The organism is Marinomonas foliarum (genome assembly GCF_016906065.1).
GTDB classification, from domain to species: Bacteria; Pseudomonadota; Gammaproteobacteria; order Pseudomonadales; family Marinomonadaceae; genus Marinomonas; species Marinomonas foliarum.
On sequence record NZ_CP070273.1, the window covers coordinates 3,682,922 to 3,706,926 of the forward strand.

Genomic DNA, 24,005 nt, shown 5'->3' on the forward strand with positions numbered 1-24,005 from the left:
TTTTTATGTTGGTACCAGTAGGCGGACTCGAACCGCCACACCCGAAGGCAACGGATTTTGAATCCGTCGTGTCTACCAATTCCACCACACTGGCCTTGAAAAAGGTGAGGCGTATTCTAGGGTATTTCCAACATATGTCAACGGCAATAAGGATTATTTTTTATCTTTTTCACTTCTGATAGCTTGGAAGTACCTTTTTATCAGGATTTTCGCTAGAATACTGGGTCGTTTTTTCTAGGTAGCTTTCTTTCCATGCTCGTTTCCGATTATCACTTTGATTTACCTGATTCATTGATCGCCAATTACCCGATGCCTGATAGAACCGCTAGTCGTTTATTGCATCTTGATGGCCCTACAGGTGATGTGGTTCATCGTCAATTTCCTGATGTGTTGGATTTGGTTCAGCCGGGCGATTTGATGGTGTTTAATAATACCCGAGTTATCCCTGCTCGTGTCTTTGGGCAAAAGGAGTCTGGCGGTAAAGTCGAAATATTAGTTGAGCGAGTCATTAATACGAACGAAGCTTTGGCTCATGTTCGTGCAAGTAAATCACCAAAAGAAAACAGCAAGCTGATTTTAGGGCAAGATAAGGGTGAGCAAATTGAAGCGACTATGATTGGTCGTTCAGGTGCTTTATTTCATCTTGTTTTTAATGAACCGGTTTTGGATGTGCTAACGCGTGCTGGACATATGCCGCTGCCGCCTTATATCGAACGTCCTGATGAAGACAGTGATCAAGAACGCTATCAAACGGTTTATAATCAAAAACCAGGTGCGGTTGCAGCTCCGACTGCAGGATTACATTTTGATGATGCCTTGTTAGAAAAGCTAAAAGCAAAAGGCGTAGAAATGGCATTTGTTACCTTGCATGTTGGTGCAGGAACTTTTCAGCCGATGAAGGTCGAAAACGTACAAGACCATATAATGCATGCTGAGTATGTTGAAGTTGAGCCTAGCGTGGTTGAGCAAGTAAAAGCGACTAAGGCGCGAGGCGGTCGAGTTATCGCAGTGGGTACAACCAGTGTTCGCAGCCTTGAATCGGCGAGCCAAAGTGGCGAGATAGCGCCGATGCAGGACGACACCAGTATTTTTATTTACCCAGGTTATGAATTTAAAACAGTGGACGCTCTGGTGACTAATTTTCATTTGCCAGAATCCACGTTGATTATGCTGATTAGTGCTTTTGCGGGTTATGATCATGTTATGGCCGCCTATAAAAAAGCAGTAGAGCAGAAATATCGATTTTTTAGTTATGGTGATGCCATGTTTATTACACGAAATGCGCAGGCTAAAGGCCCGCAAGGTGAGGAATAAGACGTATGTCTGATAAGCGTCCAGAATGTTTTATGGATTTTGAACTTCACACTACGTCAGGAAAAGCGCGTCGCGCTACCTTGACGTTCCCACGTGGGAAGGTTGAAACACCTGCTTTTATGCCTGTTGGTACTTACGGTACAGTGAAAGGCATGCTAACCAAAGATATCGAAGAAATTGGTGCTGATATTATTTTGGGTAATACCTTTCATCTTTGGTTACGTCCGGGAACGGATGTTGTGAAGGCGCATGGCGATTTGCATGACTTTACTCAATGGAAGAAGCCAATTTTAACGGATTCTGGTGGTTTTCAGGTGTTTTCTCTTGGGGAGATGCGCAAAATCACCGAGGAAGGTGTTAGCTTCCGTTCACCAATTAATGGCTCGAAAGTCTTCTTGAGCCCTGAAATATCCATGCAAGTTCAGCGTGATCTTGGTTCGGATATTGTAATGATTTTCGACGAGTGTACACCGTATCCGGCAACGCCAGAAGTGGCAGCGAAGTCTATGCGTATGAGTTTACGTTGGGCTAAGCGTTCAAAGGACGAGCACGGTGATAGCCCTTCAGCGTTGTTTGGTATTATCCAAGGTAGTATGTATGAAAACCTTCGAGACGAATCGTTAGAAGGCTTGGTAGATATTGGTTTTGATGGCTACGCAATTGGTGGCTTGTCAGTGGGTGAGCCAAAAGACGAAATGATGAAGGTATTGGATCACACGACACCAAAAATGCCTGCTGATAAGCCGCGCTATTTGATGGGTGTCGGCAAGCCAGAAGATTTGGTTGAAGGTGTGCGTCGCGGTGTCGACATGTTTGATTGTGTGATGCCAACGCGTAATGCCCGTAATGGTCACTTGTTTACATCAGATGGTGTGGTTCGTATTCGTAACGCTCAATATCGTCATGATGTTGGCCCGTTAGACAAAGAATGTGATTGTTACACTTGTAAAAACTTTTCTCGGTCTTATTTACATCACTTAGATAAGTGTCAAGAAATGGTAGGGGCGCAATTAAATACGATTCACAACCTACGATATTACCAAACACTCATGGCGGGATTGCGTCTAGCGCTCGATGAAGGTAGATTTGACGCCTTTGTTGATGAGTTTTATGCAAAGCGAGGCTTAGAAACGCCCGCTTTGAGTGAATAATAAACAAAATCATGCGGACTTCTTTACAAAAGAGTTTGCAACAGTTTCATAAACCATTGGAGAGTTAACACCATGATCGCATTGATCTCACCAGCTTACGCTGAAGGCGGCGCACCAGCAGATGCAGGTATTTTTAACCTAGTACTTCTTGCTGGCTTCGTTGTTATTTTTTACTTCCTTATGTGGCGCCCACAAGCGAAACGTGCAAAAGAGCATAAAAACTTGATTGCATCTCTAGCGAAAGGCACTGAGGTAGTAACTGGCGGTGGTGTATTGGGTAAAGTATCTAAAGTAGATGACAACTACGTAGTGCTTGAAGTTGCTGAAGGCATTGAAATGAAATTCCAAAAGTCTTCTGTTGCAGCTGTTTTACCTAAAGGAACGTTAAAGTCTATTTAACCTTTCTTAGAAAAGCGCCTTTTCGGCGCTTTTCTTCTTTATCGATCTATTCAATTTTTTAGGTTTAAAGGATTTTTCATGCTTAACAAGTACCCCTTGTGGAAGTATTTGCTAATTCTTCTAGTTTTGGCTTTGGGGCTACTTTATGCCTTCCCAAACCTTTATCCGGATGATCCAGCGCTACAGTTATCTACCCAGAAAAGTACTGCTATTGTTGATGAGCAGTCGTTGCAAAAAGCAAAAGATGCGCTTTCAAAAGCCAACATAGATTTAAAACAAGCAGAGCTTACTTCTGCTGGCGGTACCTTGCGCTTTAATAGTGGTGAGGACCAACTTGCTGCCAAGCCTGTCGTGGCTGCAGCTTTGGGTGAAGACTTTGTCACTGCGCTTAACTTGGTACCAACAACGCCTGATTGGTTGTCTTCTTTGGGTGCGGGGCCTGCTAAGTTGGGTCTTGACCTACGTGGTGGTGTGCATTTCTTGTTAGAGGTAGATACGCCTGCTGCGCTGAAACAAAGACTTGAAGTGAGCTCTAGTGAAATGAAAGCTGCTTTGCGCAGTGATCGAATTCGTTATCGTAGTGTTGACGTTGAAGACGGTGTTTTGTCTATTCGCTTTTTGCAGGAATCAGATCTAGATTTGGCTGAAACACTTTTGAAACGTGATTTCTCTGAATATCGCTACGCGACTCTACAAGACGGCAGCGATTTTTACCTGAATGTGAGTTTTACGGAAGCGGCTACGAAAGAAATTGAATCCTACGCTTTGCAGCAAAACTTAACCACATTACGTAACCGTGTGAACGAGCTAGGTGTGGCTGAGCCTTTGGTACAGCGTCAGGGTAGTAATCGTATTGTGGTTGAGTTGCCAGGTGTACAGGATACTGCGGCAGCGAAACGAATTATTGGTGCAACAGCTAACCTTGAGTTTCATTTGGAAGCAGGCTTAGACGATAGAGGTGCTGATATCGAAACATTGACGTTCCGTGATGGCAGTGGTCGTACTGCGCGTTTAGAGCGTGACCTTATTATTACGGGTGATAGTGTTTCTGATGCGAGTTCTTCTTTCGATGAAAATGGTCGCCCACAGGTAAACATTAACCTGGATTCCAAGGGTGGCAAGCAGATGAGTAAAGTAACTCGCTCTGCTGTCGGTCGAAATATGGGGGTTGTGTTTATTGAGCACAAATCTCGTAGCCGTTTTGTTGAGAAAGACGGCAAAATGGAAGAGGTGCGTAGGAGTTACAGTGAAAAAGGGATTATCTCTTTGGCGACAATCCAGACGACGCTTGGTAATTCATTCCGCATTACTGGATTGGACAGCCCTCGTGAGTCTTCTGAGTTGGCTTTGCTGCTTCGTGCTGGTGCGTTGGCAGCGCCAATTTACTTTGTTGAAGAGCGTACTATTGGACCAAGCTTGGGTGCTGAGAACATCAAGTTGGGTGTCAGTTCAGCGCAAATTGGTTTGCTGGTTGTGATGTTGTTCATGCTGGTTTACTACAAGGTGTTTGGTATTATTGCTAACATTTCTTTGGCGCTTAATATCATACTTTTGATGGCCTGCATGTCCTTGCTTTCTGCAACATTAACCTTGCCTGGTATTGCGGGTATTGTGTTGACGATGGGGATGGCAGTGGATGCCAATGTGTTGATTTTCTCGCGAATAAAAGAAGAATTGGCAAACGGAACACCAAACCAGCAGGCGATACATTCTGGATTTAACCGTGCATTTACAACGATTTTTGATGCCAATATCACTACATTGTTGGTTGCTGTTATCTTGTTTGCAGTTGGAACAGGGCCGGTTAAAGGATTTGCAGTGACCTTATCACTGGGTATTCTTACTTCGATGTTTACAGCGATTGTTGTAACGCGTGCACAGGTGAATCTTGTGTATGGCGGTCGTAAAAACAAAAAACTGTATATTTAGGAGGGTGCCATGAAAGTGACAAATATTCCGTTTATGGCAATGCGTAAAATCGTAGCAGCCTTTTCGCTGGTTTTGATTCTTATCTCTCTGGGTTCTTTGGCAACAAAAGGACTGCAGTTTGGTTTGGACTTTACCGGTGGTACTTTGATTGAGGTGGCTTATGATGAGGCGCCTAAATTAGATGATGTTCGAGCCTTGCTTGGTGAGAACGGCTATACAGATGTGGTGGTGCAAAACTTTGGGTCGCCAACCGATGTAGTGGTTCGTATGGCCAATTCCTATACCCCAACACTGGGTGATGAAGTGTTATCAACATTACAGAATCACGGTGAGACAAATGTGTCGCTTCAGCGTTCTGAGTTTGTTGGTGCGCAAGTGGGTGAGGAGTTGCGTGAGCAAGGTGGTCTAGGCATGTTGCTTGCCTTGGCTATTGTGATGATTTACGTTGCGGTACGTTTCCAATTTAAGTTCTCTGTGGCGTCTGTAGCAGCTTTGATTCATGACGTGATCATCACGCTGGGCTTCTTCTCTCTTTTTGAGGTGGAATTTGACCTAACTGTGTTGGCAGCGCTACTTGCTGTTGTCGGTTACTCCCTAAACGATACCATCGTAGTGTGTGACCGGATTCGAGAGAATTTTCGTATCATGCGCGATACAACGCCTTTCGACTTGGTAAATGAGTCGATCAACCAAACGCTTGGTCGTACTTTGATTACTTCCATGACAACCTTATTTGTGTTGGTGGTGTTGTTTGTTGCTGGCGGTGAAGCGATTCATAATTTCTCTATGGCGTTGTTGGTAGGGATTGTGATTGGTACATATTCTTCTATTTTCGTAGCAGCCAATCTATTGCTTGCGCTGGATGTGAAGCGAGAAGACTTGGTGCCAGCACCAAAAGAAGAATTGGAAGATGACTTGCCTTAGTTGTTAAGCTTCTTTTGATACATAAAAAAACCTGCTTCGCGCAGGTTTTTTTATGTGCTTTAATCGGTAAGTGTCACTTCCTTATAGTAAGCTGATGGTTTTCTATTCTGATTGAGTGTTGATTTAATAATAGGGTGAATTGTTTTTTATGTATTATTTTTTACTTGGCTCACTGATTTTGCTTTTTAGTGTTCAAGCTAAGGCTCTAGATTTTAGTGATATGGACAAAACGGCCCAAGGTTTTCCTAATATTAAAACAATACACATCGCGTACAAAGGTGATGTTGTTTGGGCAAAGGCATATAACAAAGCAAATCTTGATGCGGTTGCTAATATTAAGTCGGCATCAAAGTCTCTGATGTCTGCCGTCGTTGGTATGGCGATTGAGCGTGATGTTATTCATGGTGTCGATCAAGCTATCGCTCCTATTTTTGATGATTCTTTACCGAAAGACCCTGATCCACGTTTGAAAAAGATTACGGTTTCGCATTTGCTTTCAATGCAGGCGGGTTTAGAGAGGACTTCTGGGCGTTATTACGGGCGTTGGGTAGCAAGTGATAATTGGGTTCAAACTGTACTGTCGCGGCCCTTTATTGATGAGGTTGGTGGTGATATGCAGTACTCAACGGGAAATACTCACCTTTTGTCTGCGATCATCATGCGCCAGAGTGGCGAAAATACTTATCAACTAGCGAATAAGTGGTTTAAAGGGACTGGTGTTTGGGTTCAGAGTTGGGAGACAGATCCTCAAGGAGTGCCAATGGGAGGAAATCAAGTTGGCATGACGCCTGCCTCTTTGTTGGCATTTGGCGAGCTGTATCGAAGAGGTGGGGTTACTGAGAAAGGTAAGCGGATTCTTTCTAAGAAATGGATAGAAGAAAGTTGGCAGCCTAGGACTGAGTCTCGTTTTCATCGTGGTCTTTATGGATATGGTTGGTTTATTCAGACGTTTGCTAATGTGCAAGGCTACTACGGTTGGGGTTACGGTGGGCAAATGATTTATGTTTTTCCAACATTAGATTTAACAATCGCTATCACTTCTGATGAGTATTTGCCTTCTGGCAAAACCGGTTACCGTGATTTGCTGCATGATATGGTCAGTCAGGATATAGTTTCCATTATTCAAGCTGCGAAATAATCCTTTTTTTATTTTTCATATTTAAAAGCCTACTCAATTGAAGGGTAGGCTTTTGCTCTAATGTCTATTGTTTTTCAGTAACAGTACCGAAATGCATGCCCATTTTGGTTGGTGTTTCTGCTTGGAGTGATTCCTCCCAGTTGATGGCATTCTTTCCGAATAAGACGATGGCGGTTGATCCTAGTTTGAATCGCCCCATTTCTTCGCCTTTCTTGATCTCTATGTTGCTTAGTTCGTTGTAGTCCCATGTCACGACATTTTTATTGAATGGTGTGACCTGTCCTGCCCATACGGTTTCTATGCTGGCTACAATCATGGCGCCGACTAGTATGACAGCCATTGGGCCTGCTTCTGTTTCAAATAGGCATACGGTGCGTTCATTGCGAGCGAAAACGTTAGGGATTTGCTCGGCGGTGACTTTATTGACAGAGAAGAGCTTTCCTGGAATATGGATCATTTTAGTTAGTTTGCCTGTCAGTGGCATGTGAACGCGGTGATAGTCTTTTGGTGAAAGATAAACGGTAGCAAAAGTACCACCAAGAAAATCATTGGATAAGGATGCGTCGCCACCAAGAAGGCTTGTAAGGCTGTAATGATGGCCTTTTGCTTGGAAGAGTGTGCCGTGCTCGATGTTACCTAGTTGGCTGATTGCGCCATCTGCAGGGCAGGCAATACTGTTATCTTCTTCGCAGATAGGGCGGAGTTCTGGGCGAATGGCGCGTGTGAAGAAATCGTTGAAGTTGCGGTAGGATAGCTCGTCACTGTTGATGGCTTCCGACATGTCGACTTGGTATTTTTTTACAAATTGGCTAATAAAAGTGTTTTTAACCCATGAGTTTTCGCATTCGGCGATTTTACCAATGGCTCTTGATAATGCTTTTTGAGGTGTGATGTGTTGAGCAAATGCGAAAAGTTGGTCTTTAGTCACGTTTATTATCCTAATAAGTAAAGTTTAAATAAATGTTTAAATTGGACTGTGGCTTATAAGGGACACAATCTGTTTTAGGCTTGAGAAATCTTTTTCATTAAATTCGGTTCGAGTTTCCAGCCAAAAAATGATCATTTCTCGCTCTGCCGTTTGTGTAGAAGCGAGCATTAGGTGGCTGTTCGAATCGATTATTTGATCTGCTGTGTGTGGCAGGTCTTTTAATATTCCGTCTAGCTTTTTGCCGAAAAGGTGTGTGGCTGACTTTTTGGTTGATAGTTTGTTAAATAGGTTAGAAGGCGCGTCCCATTTTATGGCTTTAAGCGTGTTGATATTGTAGCCATATTGGAAAATAGGCGACACAGTGCTTTTGGATTGTTTGAAGAGGATGCAGTGTTGTGTGTTCGGTATGGCTTGCTTAATGGTTTTTAAAGCCATATTTGCTTTTTGCTTTGAATCATAGATGTCGTGTTTGCCCAATGCCTTTTTCAGGGCTGCAATGGGTGATGTTTTATTGGCTGAGTTGGTGTCTCTTGCTTTTTTGCCTGTATATAAATTAGGGTCTAGTAATTGCTGTGCTAAGGGGGGTCTTCCACCGTTATTAAATAGTCTAGCTGCTTCAGCACTGGCAAGGTGCGCGGTTTGGATAACTTCACCCACATTACGATGCATTATCGTTGCGACAACACGATAGAAGAAAGGCAGATCTTTAGAATCCCAGCCTATTAAATCGGCTTCATGGGCTACCTTGGTTGCGCAGTATGAAAAAATAAGTGGGTTGTTTATTAATATTGTTAGTCTTTTGTCTTCTGTGAAGCCAGGTAGTTCTTCTGGGTGGTGAGCTAAATGTGCAAGGCTTTGTAGCTCTTTTTTATTCGGTATGAACTTGGTTGAGAAGGACTCGATGACTTTGCTTGGTGTGTTCCAATGAGAGCATAAGTGAACGGTTAGTTCGTCTATGCGGCAGCCTAAAACATTCAGTTCTGCTTGGCTTTGTTTTTCACCTTGGCTTAGTTTGTTTTTAATGTCCATCATTGTTGGATAGGCATAAAACCATAGAAGCCACCTTGCTGAATCGCGAAATAAGGTGATCCAAAAAATATCATCTTCGTGGCTAGTTAGTTTCTCTATCGACCAGTGTCTCGCTATAGTAGCAGCTTCATAGCTGGTTTGTATTTCGCTAAGAAAAGCTGTTACATGCGGTGGATTGTTCTTCGGATAGAACTTGTATGGGGCAAAAGCTGAGAAAATTTTTCCTATGCCGCTCATCCCAACCATTGATGCTGCATGGAAAGGATTTTTTATTTCATTGTTTTTATTAGGTATTATTCGATTAGCTTCGTTTAGTATAGCGAAGGCTAATAGTGGATCAGAGGCGATATTGGCTTGCATGCCATCAAGTGTGTCCTCTGTTCTCGCTATTTGGGTTTTTAGACGAGACAAACTTACCGCTTTGACGGGAAATTTTTTGTTTTTCAGAAAATGTAGCCATTCATTTAGGCCAGAAGGTGACTTGTCTATCATAGCTGGTTACATTGAGAGCTCATGTTGGTGGTTTTTTAAAAGTTGCTCTTATATTTCGGTTCTTATTAATCATACTGTATATTGAGGTGAGAGCATACTTTGTCAGTATTAAGGAAGGTAATATGTTTGCATTAGCTGGTTTGCTAGTGGTCATTGTTAGTGTGGTGTTTGGCTATATTGCATCCCATGGGAATATGTTAGCCCTATGGCAGCCTTTTGAGGTGATTATAATCTGTGGTGCAGCCCTTGGGGCTTTTATGGTTGCCAACCCGTTCATTGTGCAGAAAAAAGTATTTACTATGCTGCCGCAGGTGTTCACTGGGAGTCGACACAATAAAACTTTTTATCTTCAGTTGTTGGGGTTGATGTATTGTCTTTTCCAAAAAAGCCGACAGCAGGGTTTTTTGTCTGTTGAAGAAGATATCGAGTCGCCTTTTACGAGTGAGTTGTTTGCTCGTTTTCCTGATGTGATTCGAGATCATGAAGTTGTTGATTTTTTGACGGATAATTATCGTATTTTCACGCTTACTGGATTGCCTGCTTATGAAATAGAGGCAATTATGGATAATGAAATTGAGCAAATTCAGGAAGAATTGGTTGCACCAAGTCATGCCTTGACTCGTGTCGCTGAAGCATTGCCAGGTTTTGGTATTGTGGCGGCCGTATTGGGGATCGTTATCACCATGGGATCAATAGGTGGGCCGCTTGAAGAAATTGGCGCTCACGTTGCGGCTGCGCTGGTAGGGACATTTTTAGGTATCTTCTTTGGTTATGGGTTTGTGGGGCCTGCCGCTTCACATTTAGAGAGCTTGGGAACCCACGAGTTAAAAGCGTATCTGTGTATAAAAGCCTGTTTGAATTCGATTGTGTCTGGTTATGCTCCGCCAGTAGCGGTCGAGACTGGCCGTAAGTTACTTCCACCTGAAATGCGTCCTAGCTTTATTGAGTTGTCTGATGGTCTTAAGCAGTATCGCTAGTATGGAAAAGCGTAAGAAGATGAGGTGTGAGCAATGGCTATAGGTACCAATGGCTTAGTTATTCGTCGAGTCAAAAAAATCAAGAAAGGTGGTCATCATGGCGGTGCTTGGAAGATAGCCTTGGCGGATTTCGCTTTAGCAATGATGGCGTTTTTTTTAGTTTTATGGATTATGAGTGTGGCTTCTCCAGAGGAGCTAAAAAGTATTGAAGGATACTTTCAAGATCCAATGGGGCCGTCAACAGCTGGCTTTAGTGCCAGTCCTATTGATTTAGGTGGAAGCCCTGCAAAAAGTGCTGAAAAGAAATTAGATTTGCAGTTGCCTGATCCTGGTAGTGTCGATGTGCCTTCTCGGGATGATCGTTTGGGTAATGGGCCTGAGTCGTCGGAGTCAAAGAGCATCAATGATATGTTGCAAGAGGAAGTTGGGAAAATGAATGTTCTGCTTTCCCAGCAGCAAAATATGCGCATCGAGATCACGCCTCTTGGTGTACGCATTACATTGTTGGACGATCCAGATAAGCCTATGTTTGAGCGCGGCAGTGCTCGCATGATGCCAGACATAGAAAATACCCTTCTAACTATGTCGCCGATTTTTAATAAGGTTACTAATCCTATTGTTATTACTGGTCACACGGATTCGTCGAAATTTAGTGGTGGACGCTTGGATAATTGGGACTTGTCAGCATTAAGGGCCAATGCTGCTCGTCGAATTTTAGAAGAGGGCGGTGTGGCAGATAAGCGTATTGCTCAAGTGATAGGCTTGTCTGATTCGATTCCTTACAATCGTTTTGATACCGATAGTGCAGAGAATAGGCGCATTAGTATTACCTTGTTAACGGATGATGCTTATAAGAAATTGCTGGATCAGAATCGCCGTAATTTCGGTGATGCAGCCCAGCAATCTATTGAGAATCTTACGCCTGAGGCCGTTTTTTAAAATGCCTGGTTTTCACGTATCGAGTGCTTAATTCTTAAGAAGCTTTGGAAGCGGTGTTCTGTTATTTCACCTTTTTCTAAGGCTTCAAGGATCGCACAACCTGGTTCTTTCTCATGAGCGCAGTCGCGGAAGCGACAATAGCCGATATGTGGTCGAAATTCGATAAAGCCGTTGAGCAACTCGTCTTCTGAAATGTGCCATAAGCCAAACTCGCGTATTCCTGGAGAGTCAATGAGGTCCCCGCCTTTTGGCATGTGGAATAGTCGGGCTGTGGTAGTGGTATGTACGCCTTTTTTTCGTTTCTGGGAGAGCTCGCCAACGCTGATGTCTATGTCAGGAAGTAGAGTGCCTATAAGAGATGATTTACCTACGCCTGATTGCCCAACAAAAACGCTCGTTTTATCTTGCAGAAAGTCATACAGAGACTCCATGCCTGCTTGGTTTTTGATCGAGGTTCTGATGATGTTGTAATTTAGGTCTTCATAGGTTTTAAGGAGCTTGTCTAGATCTTCTTTGTTTTTTTCGTCTATTAAATCGCATTTGTTAAGCAGGATGACTGGCGGGATGCCAACGGTTTCTGCGGCAACTAGGTAGCGATCAATTAAATTGGCGTGAGCAACAGGCTCAGCAGCAATAACAACAATGATGTGATCTATGTTTGCTGCGACAGGTTTTATTCTGCCATGCATGTCAGGACGAGATAAAGAAGTGTGTCTTGGAGTGGTTGCAACAACGACTCCGCCTTCATTTTGTTTTGGACGCCATATAACTTTATCGCCTGTCACCAATTGGCCTAGATTGGCACGTAAATTACAGCGAGTAGATGCGCCAATAAAAGGCTCTTGAGTACCTTCCACTTCTACTTGTGTACCGAAGTGAGAAATAATGATGCCTTCTGTTTCAGCCCCAAGGTCGGATGACTGAAGAAGTTCCTCGGCGACATCCCCTCTTTTTTGAGTGCGTTCAACGCGCTCTTTGTGGATTTTTTCGATTCGCCAAGTTTGTTGTTTAGTAAGTTTTCGCTTCGACATTAGATTCGTCTGGTCATAAAGTAAGGCGCATAGAGTATAATGCTTGGCATTGATAATAAAGGACTTGGAAGATTATGAGCTTAAATGAAGAGAATTTAGTGTGGATCGATCTTGAAATGACCGGATTGGACCCAGAAACGGATACTATTATTGAGATTGCAACCGTTGTCACCGATAAGCATCTGAATGTTTTGGCAAAAGGCCCTAGCCTTGCTGTTTATCAAGATAAAGCGGTGATGGACGCAATGGATGAGTGGTGCACACAGCATCATGGTGACTCAGGGTTGACTGCAAGAGTGTTGTCGTCAACGATTAGTATGTCACAAGCAGAGGAAGAAACGATCAAGTTTCTAGCTCAATATGTGCCAGCGGGTAAATCACCAATATGTGGTAATAGTGTTGGGCAAGATCGTCGCTTCTTGTACCGTTACATGCCTAATTTGGAAGCATTTTTTCATTATCGTTATTTGGATGTTAGTACAATTAAAGAGTTGGCACGACGTTGGAAGCCAGAGGCGCTAGAAGGGTTTACTAAGTCGGGCTCACATTTGGCGATGGACGATATTTTAGAGTCTATTGGCGAATTGAAGCATTATCGTCGAACTATGTTTGGTATGGACGATAAATCTTAATAGCACATGCCGCTAATCTAACCTGTTCTTGTTATGAGTTGGTGGGTTCTGTGTCCACTAACTCAGTCCTGTCACACCATCCCATATTAGTTTGATTCCTGTTAGGAAAAGAAAGCCGTACATGAATTTGAAAAATACGGCCGTGGATAGTTTGTAATGCAGCCATGCGCCAAGCTGGACGCCAATAAACGCAACGGGTGTAAAGCAAAGTGATAACAGGATGTTGGTGCTGTTGAGTTGTCCAAGCATGCCGTATGGAATGAGTTTTACGTAGTTTATTGCTGTGAAGATGACGGCTGCTGTAGCCACGTATTGTGTTTTGTCTAGGTTTGCTCTTAGTAGATAGACGCTCATAGGCGGTCCGCCAGCGTGAGCTATAAAGCTGGTGAAACCGCCAAGGGTGCACCAAAGTTTTCCTATGAACGAATTCAGCGGTTGTCGTTCTGTTGTGCGTTTTTTTTTGGGCCATGAGTTTAGTGTGAAGCCAACAGCAATAACGCCTACCATGATTTTTAACCATTCAGCAGAAAACCACGATGCTGTTAAGCCGCCAATGACTACTCCGATGATGGCGGCAGGTATGCATTTGATTAGTTGCTCTGTGTTCCACTTCTTCCAAAACTTCTGCACAGTGAAAATGTCCATGATACATAGTATAGGGAGCATTATGGCGGCGGCCAGAGTAGGGGAGGTTTGGAGTGAAATAAGCGGTACAGCAAGTATGCCGAAAGCGCCAGAGAAACCACCTTTAGAAATGCCAGTAATAAATACGGCAATGGCAATGAGTGACATAAGCAGCCAATCCATAAGTGTCCTCTGGTTAGATGTTTGTGGTGAGCGGTAAAAATGCATATTGATTATGGGGGATTGCCACTTGTTTCAAAAGGCTTCTGTATTAGAATTGTCAGAAATTAATGAGCCATGTGATTGGTGTTTGCTCTTTTTGAGTAGAGAGGGATTGGTAAGTGATGCAAATAGAGAAAGATGTTTACGGTGAAGAGTCGATGGAAAGTCTAGGTGCTATTGTGTCGTCGGCTTTGAAGGCGGGCGCGGTTGTTTACCTAGAGGGAGACCTTGGTATGGGTAAAACCACGCTTGTTAGAGGTATGTTGCGAGGCTTAGGTCATTTGGGGCCAGTTAAAAGTCCTACTTACACGATTGTTGAACCCTATGAATTATCCGGCCTTGAAGCATTTCATTTTGACCTTTATCGCGTTTCAGATGCTGAAGAGCTTGAATTTATAGGGATTCGTGACTATTTCTCGGACGGCAGTTTGTGCCTGATTGAGTGGGCTGAAATGGGGCGAGGTATTTTGCCTGAGGCGGATTTGATTGTTTCATTAAGTTTAATTCGTCAGGGTCGCCATGTGGTGATAGAAGGTATTACTGAAAAAGGTTTGGTGGCTATAAATGGGCTGCAAAAGGTCATAACGTCTTGATGTATAGATGTCTTTACTCTAAGTAAGATTGAGATCCATGTAATCAGCAGTTATAGTGTGTCAGATATACTAGCTAGCTGTCTGATATGCATACTAAATTTCATACTTATTTATTTGTTTTTTTCTCTTTTATTGTCTCTTTGGTTGCCACGAATGCTTTTGCGGCAGAAGTTAGAGATATACGTGTCGCTCAACAAGAGGGCGTAACACGTTTGGTTTTTGAGCTTTCTGATGCGTCTGAGCATCGTATTTTTCCTCTCTCAAACCCTGAGCGCATTGTGCTCGATGTGAGTAATGTTGACTTGAGTACGTCCGTAGTAAATGGCTTATCAGCTTTATCTTCGGACGTTTTGATGCGAGTTCGTTACGCTAAGCGAGACAATGGTGTTCGCTTCGTGTTGGATTTGGCTCAAAAGGCAAAAGCGAAGAGTACTGTCTTGGCTGCAAATGGGACTTATGGCCCGAGAATATTGGTTGAGCTTGAGTATGGCGTCAGCAAGCCTGTAACAGTTGTAAAAAGCTTAGCAAACTTGTCCAAAGAAAAGCGTGATATCGTTATTGCGATCGACCCAGGTCATGGCGGCAAAGATCCTGGTGCTTTGGGGCAATACAGAGTTCGTGAAAAAGATATAGTGCTGTCGATTAGTAAGGAATTGGCTAGTCGAATTAATGCTGTAGATGGTTTTAAAGCGGTGTTGACTCGATCAACTGATACCTATCTTCAATTGCGTGACCGTTCTCGTGTAGCGCGTGAAGCCAATGCAGATTTGATGATTTCCGTGCATGCGGATGCTTTTACAAAATCGAGTGCTCGCGGGGCTTCGGTGTGGGCTCTGTCATTAAGTGGTAAAAGTTCTGAAATGGGTCGCTGGCTGGCGCAACAAGAAAACTCCGCAGATTTGGTTGGCGGCATTTCTTTAGATGACAAAGATCAGTTACTTGCTGAGGTTTTGTTAGATATGTCGATGAATTCGACAATTCAGATGAGTCTGAACATCGGCGAAAGTGTTTTGGGGGAGATGAAAAATGTGGCTGTCTTACATAAAGGCAGTGTGCAGCAGGCAGGCTTTGTTGTGCTGAAATCACCAGATATTCCGTCAATACTTATTGAAACCGGGTTTGTATCAAACAAGACAGAAGCAAAAAATTTATCGAGTAGAACGTATCGAGTAAAGCTGGCAGCCTCTATTTCTAAGGGTGTCATTGAATACTTTACTAAGAATGCGCCAGATGGAACCTTAGTGGCTTGGAAGCAAAAGAAACATTCTGATTATGTGTACACCGTTAGTAAAGGTGATACTTTGTCTGAAATTGCCAGGCGTAATCAGGTGTCTTTACCTATTTTAAGACAAGCAAATAATTTGAATAATGATGTTATTTGGATTGGTCAGAAGCTTGTCATTCCTGCCGGCTAAAATCTAATAGTCTTATGCTCTTGTGTTTATGAACTAAAGGGCTCAGAAATCAAAGGTCGTTCATGCAAAGAATTAATCTTTTATCTCCACGTTTAGCTAACCAAATTGCAGCGGGTGAGGTGGTTGAACGACCAGCCTCCGTTGTGAAAGAGTTGCTTGAGAATAGTCTTGATGCTGGTGCGTCTCAGCTTGATATCGATGTTGAGCAAGGGGGCGTTAGGCGTATAAAGATCCGTGATAACGGCACGGGTATCATGAAAGATGATTTGTCTTTGGCGTTAAGTCGACATGCAACAAGCAAAATAATTACTTTAGATGACCTAGAAGCTGTGTGTACGCTAGGTTTTCGTGGTGAAGCATTGGCCAGTATTAGCTCTGTGTCGAGAATGCATCTTACATCTCAAGCAGAAAGCGAAAATGAAGCTTGGCGAGTAGAGGCGGAAGGCAAGGATATGGCGACGGCGATTCGTCCTGCTTCCCATCCTCAGGGGACGACTATCGATGTGCGTGATTTGTTTTTTAATACGCCTGCTCGTCGTAAGTTCCTTCGTACTGAAAAAACCGAGTTTGCTCACCTAGAAGAAGTGGTGAAGCGGTTGGCGCTTAGTCGCTATGAAACAGGTTTTCGTCTAAGTCATAACGGCAAACAGGTATACGATCTTCGCCCCGTGACAGATCAGCTTCATGCTGAGCACAGGCTGGCAACCTTGTTGGGTAAAAAATTCATTGAAAACTCATTAACGCTGGATGTTGAAGCGGCTGGCTTGCGCTTGTGGGGCTGGATTGGTCTGCCGACATTTTCTCGTTCTCAGGCGGATCTGCAATATTTCTTTGTAAATGGTCGAGTGGTTAAAGATAAATTGGTCGCTCACGCTGTTCGTCAGGCTTATCGTGATGTTTTGTATAATGGTCGTCATCCTACGTTTGTTTTGTATCTTGAGTTAGATCCTTCTACTGTGGACGTAAATGTTCATCCAACCAAGCATGAAGTGCGGTTTCGCGATGGGCGTTTGGTGCATGATTTCTTGTTTAGTCGTATTCATAAAGCGATTGCTGATGTGCGTCCTGAATCTGATGGGGCGCCAACAGGCATGCAAGACTCTACTGCCAGTGAGCCTTCTTCTTACAGTTCAAGTATTACAGAGCAATCTGCTTTGCAGCTATCGAATCGTCCTGCAGCTTCTGGTATGGAGTGGATGCAATCTAATTCTCCAACGAGCTCTTTGGGGGCTTCAGAGGTGCGTGGTCAGCTTGATGGTTTGCGTCGACTGTCTGGTTATGCACAGGAGTATGTCTCTAAAACTGAGGAGGTTGACCCTGAAACAGGAGAGGTGCGAGAAATTACTCCGCCAAGCTCTCTGGGGCAATTTGACGATCCATTTGTTAGATCAGAAGGTGATTATCAGGCTGTACCACCGTTAGGCTTCGCGGTTGCCCAGTTGCATGGTGTCTATATTCTCTCTGAGAGTGAGCAAGGGTTAATTTTGGTGGATATGCATGCGGCGCATGAGCGAATTGTTTATGAGCGTATGAAAACAGCGTTTTATCAAAAGAACATATCATCGCAGCCATTATTGGTGCCAATTAATGTTTCTGTATCGCAAAGTGAAGCGGATCTGGTGGAAGAGAGTGGTGATGTTTTTGGGTCTTTTGGCTTTCGTGTAGAAAGAACTGGCTTAGAAAGTGTCATGGTTCGAGAAGTTCCTATTATACTGATTCGAGGGGATGTTGAAGGGTTGGTTCGTGACGTAATAAGTGATTTATCGATCAATGGTGTATCTGACCTAATGGAATCTAGGGCGAATGAGTTGATGGCGTCAATGGCTTGTCATGGCGCGGTGCGAGCAAACCGTAAGTTGACTATTGCTGAAATGAACAGCCTTCTTCGGGATATGGAAGTGACTGAACGAAGCGGGCAGTGTAACCATGGCCGACCAACTTGGGCGCATTTGACCATGTCTGATTTGGATAAACTTTTCTTGAGGGGGCGTTAATATGACAAAGCCGCACGTTGTTTGTTTAATGGGGCCAACGGCTTCTGGAAAAACGGGATTGGCTGTTGAGTTGGCTGAACATCATGATTTTGAAATCATCAGTGTGGACTCTGCTCTTGTTTATAAAGGAATGGATATTGGTACGGCCAAGCCAGATGCAGCGTTACTTGCAAGGGCTCCCCATAGGCTAATTGATATTATTGATCCGCTTGAGTCCTATTCGGCAGCCGACTTCGTTTTGGATGCGGTTGAGCAATCGCGAGAAATTATAGCGAAAGGTAAAACGCCACTTTTGGTTGGTGGCACTATGATGTATTTCAATGCGCTGCAAAAAGGTTTGGCAGAAATGCCGCAGGCAGATGCTGAACTGCGAGCTCAGATTGAAGTGGAGGCGGCTGAAAAAGGCTGGGAAGCTCTACATGAAGAGTTGCAGGCGTTTGATCCAGAAGCGGCTTCTCGCATTCATCCCAACGACCCACAGAGATTGCAGCGTGCTATTGAGGTATATCGTTTAACTGGTAAAACCATGACTCAGTTTTGGGCGCAGCAAGAAGCTGTGTCCTTGCCGTTTGATATGATTAATATGGCAGTAATGCCTAAAGAGCGAAGCGTGTTGCATGAGCGAATAGAGCAACGCTTTTATGACATGATGGATCAAGGTTTTTTGGCTGAAGTTGAGGGGCTTTATCATCGTGGTGATTTGTCTGCCGATATGCCTTCTATGCGTTGTGTTGGCTACCGGCAGTTGTGGCAATATTTAGACGGTGCTGATTTGCTAGATGATGCTATCTTTAAAGGGGTAGTTGCTTCTCGTCAGTTGGCAAAAAGGCAGCTTACTTGGTTAAGGGGATGGGAGGATCTGATGATTTTCGATAGTTTGTCGAAAGATCTTGTGCCGGAAGCCTTGAATTACATAGAAAGCAGGATTATATAGGGGAAATAGATAAAAAATTGGTGTAGTATCTACAGTATTGTTTTATCAATATTTAATTTAATATTTTTTGCTTGTTTAAGGAGATCACAATGTCAAAAGGGCAATCATTACAAGACCCTTATCTAAATATTCTACGTAAAGAAAGAGTGCCAGTATCTATCTTTCTTGTAAATGGAATTAAGCTTCAAGGTCAAATCGAATCATTCGATCAGTTTGTGATTCTATTAAAAAACACTGTTAGCCAAATGGTTTATAAACATGCCATTTCTACGGTGGTACCTTCCCGTACTATCCGCATCCCGTCTCCTGATCAGCCGGAAGATGACGCTGAATAGTTTGTCTGTAATAAGGCGAACAGAGGAATATTAGATTGTTTTTTGAACGTCCAGATAGTGGTGAAATAGCTGTATTGGTTCATATAGATTTTCATGATCAAAATGAGTCTTATGGACCAGAAGAGTTTGTTGAACTTGCTATTTCTGCTGGCGCAGATCCTGTTGCTGTAGTCTCGGGGTCGCGTCAGCGTCCTGATGCCCGGTATTTTATCGGTACCGGTAAACTAGCAGAAATAAAAGACATTGTTGATCGAGAAGAGGCTCAAGTGGTCCTTTTCGATCATGCTTTGTCTCCTTCCCAAGAACGTAACCTAGAAAGTGTATTGCAGTGTCGTGTGCTTGATCGTACAGGGCTTATACTTGATATATTTGCGCAGCGTGCACGTACCCATGAGGGTAAATTGCAGGTTGAATTGGCGCAGTTGCAGCACATGTCTACTCGTCTTATTCGAGGTTGGACGCACTTAGAGCGCCAGAAGGGCGGTATAGGTATGCGTGGGCCAGGTGAGACTCAGCTTGAGACTGACCGCCGATTACTTAGAGAGCGTATTAAAGCGATTCAAAAGAGATTGGCGAAAGTGGGTTCTCAGCGAGATCAAAACCGTCGATCCCGTGATAGATCTTCAGTCCCAACTGTATCTATTGTTGGTTACACTAACGCAGGGAAGTCGACATTGTTCAATCGAGCGACTGGCTCTGATGTTTATGCCGCTGACCAGCTTTTTGCTACATTGGATCCGACATTGCGACGTTTGGATATTGAGCAAATCGGCTCGATTGTCTTAGCTGATACAGTGGGCTTTATTCGCCAATTGCCGCATAGGCTGATCAAGGCGTTTCAGGCGACATTGAAAGAGTCTTCAGAGGCTGATTTGTTATTGCATGTTGTCGACGCATCTGACATTTCTCGCGACGAGAATATGAAGCATGTGGATTCTGTGCTAGAAGAGATTGGTGCCAATGAAGTGCCGACGCTTAAGGTATTTAATAAAATAGATGCTTTGCCAACAGCAGAGCCTCGAATAGATCGTGACCCAGACGGGAACCCTTTGAGAGTTTGGTTGTCTGCTCGTGATGGTCAAGGTATTGATTTGCTTAAGCAGGCAATTGCAGAGCTGTTAGCGGAAGATGTTTTTAATGAAACTCTTTACTTGTCGAGCAAATATGGTCGATTAAGGGCTATGTTGTTCGAGCATGGGGCGGTTAAGTCGGAGCGCTTTGATGAGGCGGGCCGATTTGTCCTTGATGTTAAGTTGCCTAAAAAAGATTATTTACAAATTTTGGCTCGCGCTGGCATGTCTGAGGATCAGATTGAAGCTGTGTAAGCTGTCAGGATTATCATTAAAATAAAGTGGAGACGTAGTATGGCCTGGAATGAACCGGGTAATAACGACAATGACCCATGGAATCCAGATAAAAACCGTAATAATGGTGCTGGACGCCCAGATGGCGAACGTGAAAAGGAAACCAACAATGACCCATGGGGGCGCAAGCCTACTGGGAATGAGCAAGGTCCTCCAGATTTGGATGAGGCTTTCCAGAAATTAATGGGGATGCTAGGCGTTAAAAAATCCCGCAAATCTGGTGGCTCTAATGGTGGTGGCTCTAATTTTTCGGGCAAATTTGGCGGTGGTTTAATTGCTCTTGTTCTGATTGTATTGCTGGCTCTTTGGGCTGCAACGGGCGTTTATCAGGTTGATCAGCAGGAACGTGGTGTTGTGCTTCGATTAGGGAAGTATCACTCAACTGTTATGCCTGGTCTTCACTGGAATCCACCTATGATTGACTCTGTCAGTAAGGTGAATGTAACTAAAGTTCGTTCTCATGATCACAAAGCATTAATGTTAACAGTTGATGATGCGATTGTTGAGGTTGGTGTTTCGGTTCAGTATTCTGTGCAAGACCCGAAAGACTTTTTGCTGAATGTACGTAACCCAGAAGAGTCTTTGGCTCAAGCAACAGAAAGTGCGCTGCGTCATGTTGTTGGTAGTTCTGAGATGGATCAAATTTTAACAGAAGGTCGTGAGTTGTTGGCGGCAGAGGTTAAGGTTCGTATTCAGGATTATGGTAACGCTTACGGCACTGGTTTGCTGATTTCAAAAGTTAACGTCGAAAATACTCAGGCTCCTACTCAGGTTCAAGAGGCATTTGATGATGTTATCAAAGCGAAAGAGGATGAGTTGCGAGTTCGTAACGAGGCCGAATCTTATGCAAATGGTATTATCCCTGAAGCTCGTGGTCGTGCTCAGCGTATTAGAGAGGAGGCGGAAGCTTACCGCTCTGAAATCGTTGCTCGAGCAAGTGGTCAGGCAGATCGTTTTGATAGATTGTATCGAGAGTATACTAAGGCGCCAGATGTTACTCGCCGTCGTTTGTATATTGAGACAATGGAGTCCGTCTATAAAGACGTGAACAAAGTTGTTGTGGATACTAAAGGTGGTAATAACATGATGTATTTGCCTTTGGATCAGTTAATGAAGCAGCGTGCAGAATCGTCTAAAGGGTCTACAAGCTCATTGAGTTCTAGCAATGTCGGGGCGTTGACGGATCAGGTTCTTGAGGAGATACGTAAACGCCAAGGTGCAACAATCCGTAGAGAGGGCAGAAACTAATGAGAGGCTTTTCTTTTTCAGTTTTATTTGTTGTTCTTCTCGGTGTACTGATTGCTTCACAAACGCTTTTTGTTGTAAATGAAACTGAGCGTGCGGTTGTTCTTAAGTTTGGTGAGATTGTTCAGGATGATGTTCAACCTGGCATTCACTTTAAACTTCCGATTATGAACGAAGTTAAGAAATTTGATGCTCGAATTTTGACAATGGACTCTCGTCCTCAGCGTTATTTGACGCTAGAGAAGAAAGCTGTTGTTGTGGATTCTTATGTTAAATGGAAAATAGACTCTGTTGCTAAATTTTACCAAGCAACGTCTGGTGATGAATTTGTAGCTAATCGAGTGCTTTCTTCTCGTGTTGATACTGGACTTCGAAATAAGTTTGGTGAGCGTACAATGCACGAGGTTGTTTCGGGTGAGCGTGATTTGTTAATGACAGAATTGCGTGATGACCTAAACGAAGTGGCTCAAAGTGAATTGGGTATTTCTATTGTTGATATCCGAGTTAAGCGAATTGATCTGCCGCCAGATGTTAGTGAATCTGTTTATCAGCGTATGAGAACCGAGCGTGAGCGTGAAGCTCGTGAGCACAGATCGAAAGGTTTGGAGCTTGCGGAAGGTATTCGTGCTGACGCCGATCGCCAGCAGGTTGTACTTGAGGCGGAAGCTCAGCGTGATGCCGAGATGATTCGTGGTGATGGTGACGCTAATGCTGCAGCAATTTACTCTAAGGTCTACAAACAAGATCCTGAATTCTATGAGTTCTACCGTAGTCTGCAGGCCTATCGTGAGAGCTTTAGTGGCAGTAGTGATTTGTTCGTACTTGAGCCAGATAGTGAATTCTTTAAATATTTGAATAGCTCTACCAATAGTGGTTCTAAATAGAGTAGATATTCATCAATAATCGTACATGAGACCTATTTGTTAAAATGGGAAACATGGTACTATTACACAAACCGGGCCAAGCCCGGTTTTTTAATGGTCAAAATAAAGAGAATCTATGCAGGAATTGTTGCAGTCGCTGCTGGTTGGCGTCAGCCTTTTATTGATCGCTGAGGGTGTTTTGCCGTTTCTAGTTCCGAATGTTTGGCGGGAAATAATGGTGAAAGCTATCGCGAGCTCAGATTTGAATTTACGCATTCTGGGTGCGGTTAGTATGTTTCTTGGATTAATGCTTCTTTTGCTGACTCGAAGCTAAGAGGACAATTTAATGACATTAGCAGATCGCTGGTTACTTCCTGAGGGCGTTGATGAAGCGTTGCCTGAACAGGCCGCTAAGATCGAGCACCTTAGAAGAACTCTGCTTAATCTCCATGAGAGTTGGGGATATCACTTAGTAATACCTCCTCTATTAGAGTATCTGGATTCCCTTCTTACGGGTGCTGGCTCTGACCTAGAAATTGAAACATTTAAAGTAATTGACCAGTTATCAGGTCGACTTCTAGGTATTCGTGCCGATTTTACATCCCAGGTTGCTCGAATTGATGCTCATTGTCTTAAAGATGATGGTGTTCAGCGTTTAAGTTATTGTGGCAGTGTTTTAAGAACAATGCCGGCTGGCCTTGATGGCACACGTAGCCCGATTCAATTGGGGGCGGAAATTTATGGCCATGGTGGTGTAGAAAGTGATGTTGAGGTTTTGTCCTTAATGTTGCAGACCTTGTCTACTGCTGGCTTGTCAAACCTTGTTCTTGATCTTGGGCATGTTGATGTTGTGAGTGGTGTTCTTGCTGCTTGTGATCTTGATGCCGATCAAGAAAGTAAGTTGATTGAATTGTATAAGGCAAAAGATTTGCCTGAGCTTGATCGCTACGTAGAAGGGTTGAATGGCTTGAGTGGCATTCAGCAGCAGTGGTTGGTTGGGTTGCCACGTTTATGTGGTGGCAAAGAAGTGTTAAAGCGTGCGATGGATTTATTGGGTAATGTGAATGAATCTATTCGTGATGCTGTTGTTTTGCTGCAAAAAGTAAGTGATTCAATTTGTCAGCGTTTTCCTGGAGTGGGATTGCATTTCGATTTAAGCGATTTGGTTTCCTATAGCTATCATACTGGTGTTGTTTTTGCTGCATATGTTCCTGGTCATGGTAATGCCATTGCTCGCGGCGGGCGCTATAACAACATTGGGCAAGTGTTTGGTCGGTCACGTCCGGCTACGGGTTTTAGTACGGATGTAAAAGCCTTGGTTGCTTTGACTGATGTCGTGGTCAATAAGCCAAAAACGGTTCTGTCGCCAATTTGCTCAACAGATGAGCTTTGGCGGAAAGCGAATTCCCTGCGGTTTGATGGATATCGAGTGATAGAGGTCTTGGATGATGTCTATGCTGGAGATGCTGACTTTAAGTTGGAATTTGTTGATAAGACTTGGCAGTTGATGCCGATTCAGAGCTAGAGTTTTCT

At 43.6% G+C, this 24,005-nt stretch carries 23 protein-coding genes and 1 tRNA gene; 19 read left to right on the plus strand and 5 right to left on the minus strand.

Annotation, left to right across the window (positions count from 1 at the left end; translation table 11 throughout):
• Positions 1–9: 9 nt before the first annotated feature.
• Positions 10–94, minus strand: a tRNA-Leu gene (locus tag JSY38_RS17005).
• A 158-nt stretch (positions 95–252) separates the two neighbouring features.
• Here JSY38_RS17005 and queA point away from each other — a divergent pair.
• The 6 genes from queA (at position 253) to JSY38_RS17035 (ending at position 6,855) form a co-directional block, all read left to right on the plus strand.
• Positions 253–1,314, plus strand: a complete 1,062-nt coding sequence (queA, locus tag JSY38_RS17010) for a tRNA preQ1(34) S-adenosylmethionine ribosyltransferase-isomerase QueA (protein ID WP_205114339.1) — start codon at positions 253–255, stop codon at positions 1,312–1,314.
• Positions 1,315–1,346: 32 nt separating this feature from the next.
• A complete protein-coding gene (gene tgt / locus JSY38_RS17015) occupies positions 1,347–2,465 on the plus strand; it encodes a tRNA guanosine(34) transglycosylase Tgt (RefSeq protein ID WP_205116925.1) in 1,119 nt (372 codons plus the stop codon).
• Between the two features lie 72 nt (positions 2,466–2,537).
• The gene (gene yajC, locus JSY38_RS17020; protein WP_110571877.1) at positions 2,538–2,864 is read left to right on the plus strand and encodes a preprotein translocase subunit YajC; all 327 of its coding nucleotides are present in this window, start codon (positions 2,538–2,540) and stop codon (positions 2,862–2,864) included.
• A 78-nt stretch (positions 2,865–2,942) separates the two neighbouring features.
• Positions 2,943–4,793 carry a protein translocase subunit SecD gene (gene secD, locus JSY38_RS17025; RefSeq protein WP_114411136.1) on the plus strand — a complete coding sequence of 617 codons (1,851 nt, stop codon included), beginning with the start codon at positions 2,943–2,945 and terminating at the stop codon, positions 4,791–4,793.
• A gap of 9 nt (positions 4,794–4,802) precedes the next feature.
• Positions 4,803–5,717, plus strand: coding sequence for a protein translocase subunit SecF (secF, locus tag JSY38_RS17030; protein WP_205114341.1), 915 nt, complete (start codon positions 4,803–4,805; stop codon positions 5,715–5,717).
• A 148-nt stretch (positions 5,718–5,865) separates the two neighbouring features.
• A complete protein-coding gene (locus JSY38_RS17035; protein ID WP_114411134.1) occupies positions 5,866–6,855 on the plus strand; it encodes a serine hydrolase domain-containing protein in 990 nt (329 codons plus the stop codon).
• A gap of 64 nt (positions 6,856–6,919) precedes the next feature.
• On the opposite strand, the gene asd is transcribed toward JSY38_RS17035, so the two are convergent.
• Positions 6,920–7,783: an archaetidylserine decarboxylase gene (gene asd, locus JSY38_RS17040; RefSeq protein WP_114411133.1), complete on the minus strand. Its 864-nt coding sequence runs from the start codon at positions 7,781–7,783 to the stop codon at positions 6,920–6,922.
• A 36-nt stretch (positions 7,784–7,819) separates the two neighbouring features.
• Positions 7,820–9,304, minus strand: a complete 1,485-nt coding sequence (locus JSY38_RS17045) for an HDOD domain-containing protein (RefSeq protein ID WP_205114343.1) — start codon at positions 9,302–9,304, stop codon at positions 7,820–7,822.
• Positions 9,305–9,426: 122 nt separating this feature from the next.
• Between JSY38_RS17045 and motA the strand changes: the two genes are divergently transcribed.
• Positions 9,427–10,281 (plus strand): flagellar motor stator protein MotA, encoded by an 855-nt coding sequence (gene motA / locus JSY38_RS17050; RefSeq protein ID WP_114411131.1) that lies wholly within the window; start codon positions 9,427–9,429, stop codon positions 10,279–10,281.
• Positions 10,282–10,314: 33 nt separating this feature from the next.
• Positions 10,315–11,220, plus strand: a complete 906-nt coding sequence (locus tag JSY38_RS17055) for a flagellar motor protein MotB (RefSeq protein WP_205114345.1) — start codon at positions 10,315–10,317, stop codon at positions 11,218–11,220.
• Here JSY38_RS17055 and rsgA read toward each other — a convergent pair.
• A complete protein-coding gene (rsgA, locus tag JSY38_RS17060; protein WP_205114347.1) occupies positions 11,217–12,251 on the minus strand; it encodes a small ribosomal subunit biogenesis GTPase RsgA in 1,035 nt (344 codons plus the stop codon). The two genes, JSY38_RS17055 and rsgA, sit on opposite strands and share 4 nt — an antisense overlap.
• 74 nt (positions 12,252–12,325) lie before the next feature.
• Between rsgA and orn the strand changes: the two genes are divergently transcribed.
• A complete protein-coding gene (gene orn, locus JSY38_RS17065) occupies positions 12,326–12,883 on the plus strand; it encodes an oligoribonuclease (RefSeq protein WP_114411128.1) in 558 nt (185 codons plus the stop codon).
• 57 nt (positions 12,884–12,940) lie between these two features.
• Here orn and JSY38_RS17070 read toward each other — a convergent pair whose 3' ends face one another.
• Positions 12,941–13,690, minus strand: a complete 750-nt coding sequence (locus JSY38_RS17070; protein ID WP_205114349.1) for a sulfite exporter TauE/SafE family protein — start codon at positions 13,688–13,690, stop codon at positions 12,941–12,943.
• 161 nt (positions 13,691–13,851) lie between these two features.
• Here JSY38_RS17070 and tsaE point away from each other — a divergent pair, with 161 nt between their 5' ends.
• From tsaE to JSY38_RS17120, 10 genes are all read left to right on the plus strand, one after another.
• Positions 13,852–14,322, plus strand: a complete 471-nt coding sequence (tsaE, locus tag JSY38_RS17075; RefSeq protein WP_205116933.1) for a tRNA (adenosine(37)-N6)-threonylcarbamoyltransferase complex ATPase subunit type 1 TsaE — start codon at positions 13,852–13,854, stop codon at positions 14,320–14,322.
• An 86-nt stretch (positions 14,323–14,408) separates the two neighbouring features.
• Complete coding sequence (locus JSY38_RS17080) at positions 14,409–15,737, plus strand: N-acetylmuramoyl-L-alanine amidase (RefSeq protein ID WP_205114351.1); 1,329 nt, start codon at positions 14,409–14,411, stop codon at positions 15,735–15,737.
• A 62-nt stretch (positions 15,738–15,799) separates the two neighbouring features.
• On the plus strand, positions 15,800–17,731 hold the full coding sequence (gene mutL, locus JSY38_RS17085; RefSeq protein WP_114411124.1) for a DNA mismatch repair endonuclease MutL: 1,932 nt from the start codon (positions 15,800–15,802) through the stop codon (positions 17,729–17,731).
• Between the two features lies 1 nt (position 17,732).
• Positions 17,733–18,665: a tRNA (adenosine(37)-N6)-dimethylallyltransferase MiaA gene (gene miaA, locus JSY38_RS17090; protein WP_114411123.1), complete on the plus strand. Its 933-nt coding sequence runs from the start codon at positions 17,733–17,735 to the stop codon at positions 18,663–18,665.
• 89 nt (positions 18,666–18,754) lie between these two features.
• A complete protein-coding gene (gene hfq, locus JSY38_RS17095; RefSeq protein ID WP_012070321.1) occupies positions 18,755–19,000 on the plus strand; it encodes an RNA chaperone Hfq in 246 nt (81 codons plus the stop codon).
• 35 nt (positions 19,001–19,035) lie between these two features.
• Entirely contained in the window at positions 19,036–20,325 is a 1,290-nt protein-coding gene (gene hflX / locus JSY38_RS17100) for a ribosome rescue GTPase HflX (protein WP_114411122.1), read from the plus strand.
• Between the two features lie 39 nt (positions 20,326–20,364).
• Positions 20,365–21,612 carry an FtsH protease activity modulator HflK gene (hflK, locus tag JSY38_RS17105; protein WP_205114353.1) on the plus strand — a complete coding sequence of 416 codons (1,248 nt, stop codon included), beginning with the start codon at positions 20,365–20,367 and terminating at the stop codon, positions 21,610–21,612.
• Positions 21,612–22,493, plus strand: coding sequence for a protease modulator HflC (gene hflC, locus JSY38_RS17110; protein ID WP_114411120.1), 882 nt, complete (start codon positions 21,612–21,614; stop codon positions 22,491–22,493). The genes hflK and hflC overlap by 1 nt, the downstream gene beginning before the upstream one ends.
• A 115-nt stretch (positions 22,494–22,608) precedes the next feature.
• Positions 22,609–22,806 (plus strand): DUF2065 family protein, encoded by a 198-nt coding sequence (locus JSY38_RS17115; protein ID WP_114411119.1) that lies wholly within the window; start codon positions 22,609–22,611, stop codon positions 22,804–22,806.
• A 12-nt stretch (positions 22,807–22,818) separates the two neighbouring features.
• Entirely contained in the window at positions 22,819–23,997 is a 1,179-nt protein-coding gene (locus JSY38_RS17120; RefSeq protein ID WP_114411118.1) for an ATP phosphoribosyltransferase regulatory subunit, read from the plus strand.
• Positions 23,998–24,005: the final 8 nt, after the last annotated feature.

What these genes read in the sequence shown, in the direction of transcription:
- mutL (WP_114411124.1), top strand. Translation starts at nt 15,800, where the DNA reads ATGCAAAGAATTAATCTTTTATCTCCACGTTTAGCTAACCAAATTGCA.
- JSY38_RS17055 (WP_205114345.1), top strand. Translation starts at nt 10,315, where the DNA reads ATGGCTATAGGTACCAATGGCTTAGTTATTCGTCGAGTCAAAAAAATC.
- JSY38_RS17035 (WP_114411134.1), top strand. Translation starts at nt 5,866, where the DNA reads ATGTATTATTTTTTACTTGGCTCACTGATTTTGCTTTTTAGTGTTCAA.
- tsaE (WP_205116933.1), top strand. Translation starts at nt 13,852, where the DNA reads ATGCAAATAGAGAAAGATGTTTACGGTGAAGAGTCGATGGAAAGTCTA.
- JSY38_RS17080 (WP_205114351.1), top strand. Translation starts at nt 14,409, where the DNA reads ATGCATACTAAATTTCATACTTATTTATTTGTTTTTTTCTCTTTTATT.
- JSY38_RS17115 (WP_114411119.1), top strand. Translation starts at nt 22,609, where the DNA reads ATGCAGGAATTGTTGCAGTCGCTGCTGGTTGGCGTCAGCCTTTTATTG.
- hflK (WP_205114353.1), top strand. Translation starts at nt 20,365, where the DNA reads ATGGCCTGGAATGAACCGGGTAATAACGACAATGACCCATGGAATCCA.
- queA (WP_205114339.1), top strand. Translation starts at nt 253, where the DNA reads ATGCTCGTTTCCGATTATCACTTTGATTTACCTGATTCATTGATCGCC.
- hfq (WP_012070321.1), top strand. Translation starts at nt 18,755, where the DNA reads ATGTCAAAAGGGCAATCATTACAAGACCCTTATCTAAATATTCTACGT.
- rsgA (WP_205114347.1), bottom strand. Translation starts at nt 12,251, where the DNA reads ATGTCGAAGCGAAAACTTACTAAACAACAAACTTGGCGAATCGAAAAA.
- JSY38_RS17070 (WP_205114349.1), bottom strand. Translation starts at nt 13,690, where the DNA reads ATGGATTGGCTGCTTATGTCACTCATTGCCATTGCCGTATTTATTACT.
- JSY38_RS17120 (WP_114411118.1), top strand. Translation starts at nt 22,819, where the DNA reads ATGACATTAGCAGATCGCTGGTTACTTCCTGAGGGCGTTGATGAAGCG.
- motA (WP_114411131.1), top strand. Translation starts at nt 9,427, where the DNA reads ATGTTTGCATTAGCTGGTTTGCTAGTGGTCATTGTTAGTGTGGTGTTT.
- secF (WP_205114341.1), top strand. Translation starts at nt 4,803, where the DNA reads ATGAAAGTGACAAATATTCCGTTTATGGCAATGCGTAAAATCGTAGCA.
- tgt (WP_205116925.1), top strand. Translation starts at nt 1,347, where the DNA reads ATGGATTTTGAACTTCACACTACGTCAGGAAAAGCGCGTCGCGCTACC.
- yajC (WP_110571877.1), top strand. Translation starts at nt 2,538, where the DNA reads ATGATCGCATTGATCTCACCAGCTTACGCTGAAGGCGGCGCACCAGCA.
- orn (WP_114411128.1), top strand. Translation starts at nt 12,326, where the DNA reads ATGAGCTTAAATGAAGAGAATTTAGTGTGGATCGATCTTGAAATGACC.
- secD (WP_114411136.1), top strand. Translation starts at nt 2,943, where the DNA reads ATGCTTAACAAGTACCCCTTGTGGAAGTATTTGCTAATTCTTCTAGTT.
- hflC (WP_114411120.1), top strand. Translation starts at nt 21,612, where the DNA reads ATGAGAGGCTTTTCTTTTTCAGTTTTATTTGTTGTTCTTCTCGGTGTA.
- miaA (WP_114411123.1), top strand. Translation starts at nt 17,733, where the DNA reads ATGACAAAGCCGCACGTTGTTTGTTTAATGGGGCCAACGGCTTCTGGA.
- JSY38_RS17045 (WP_205114343.1), bottom strand. Translation starts at nt 9,304, where the DNA reads ATGATAGACAAGTCACCTTCTGGCCTAAATGAATGGCTACATTTTCTG.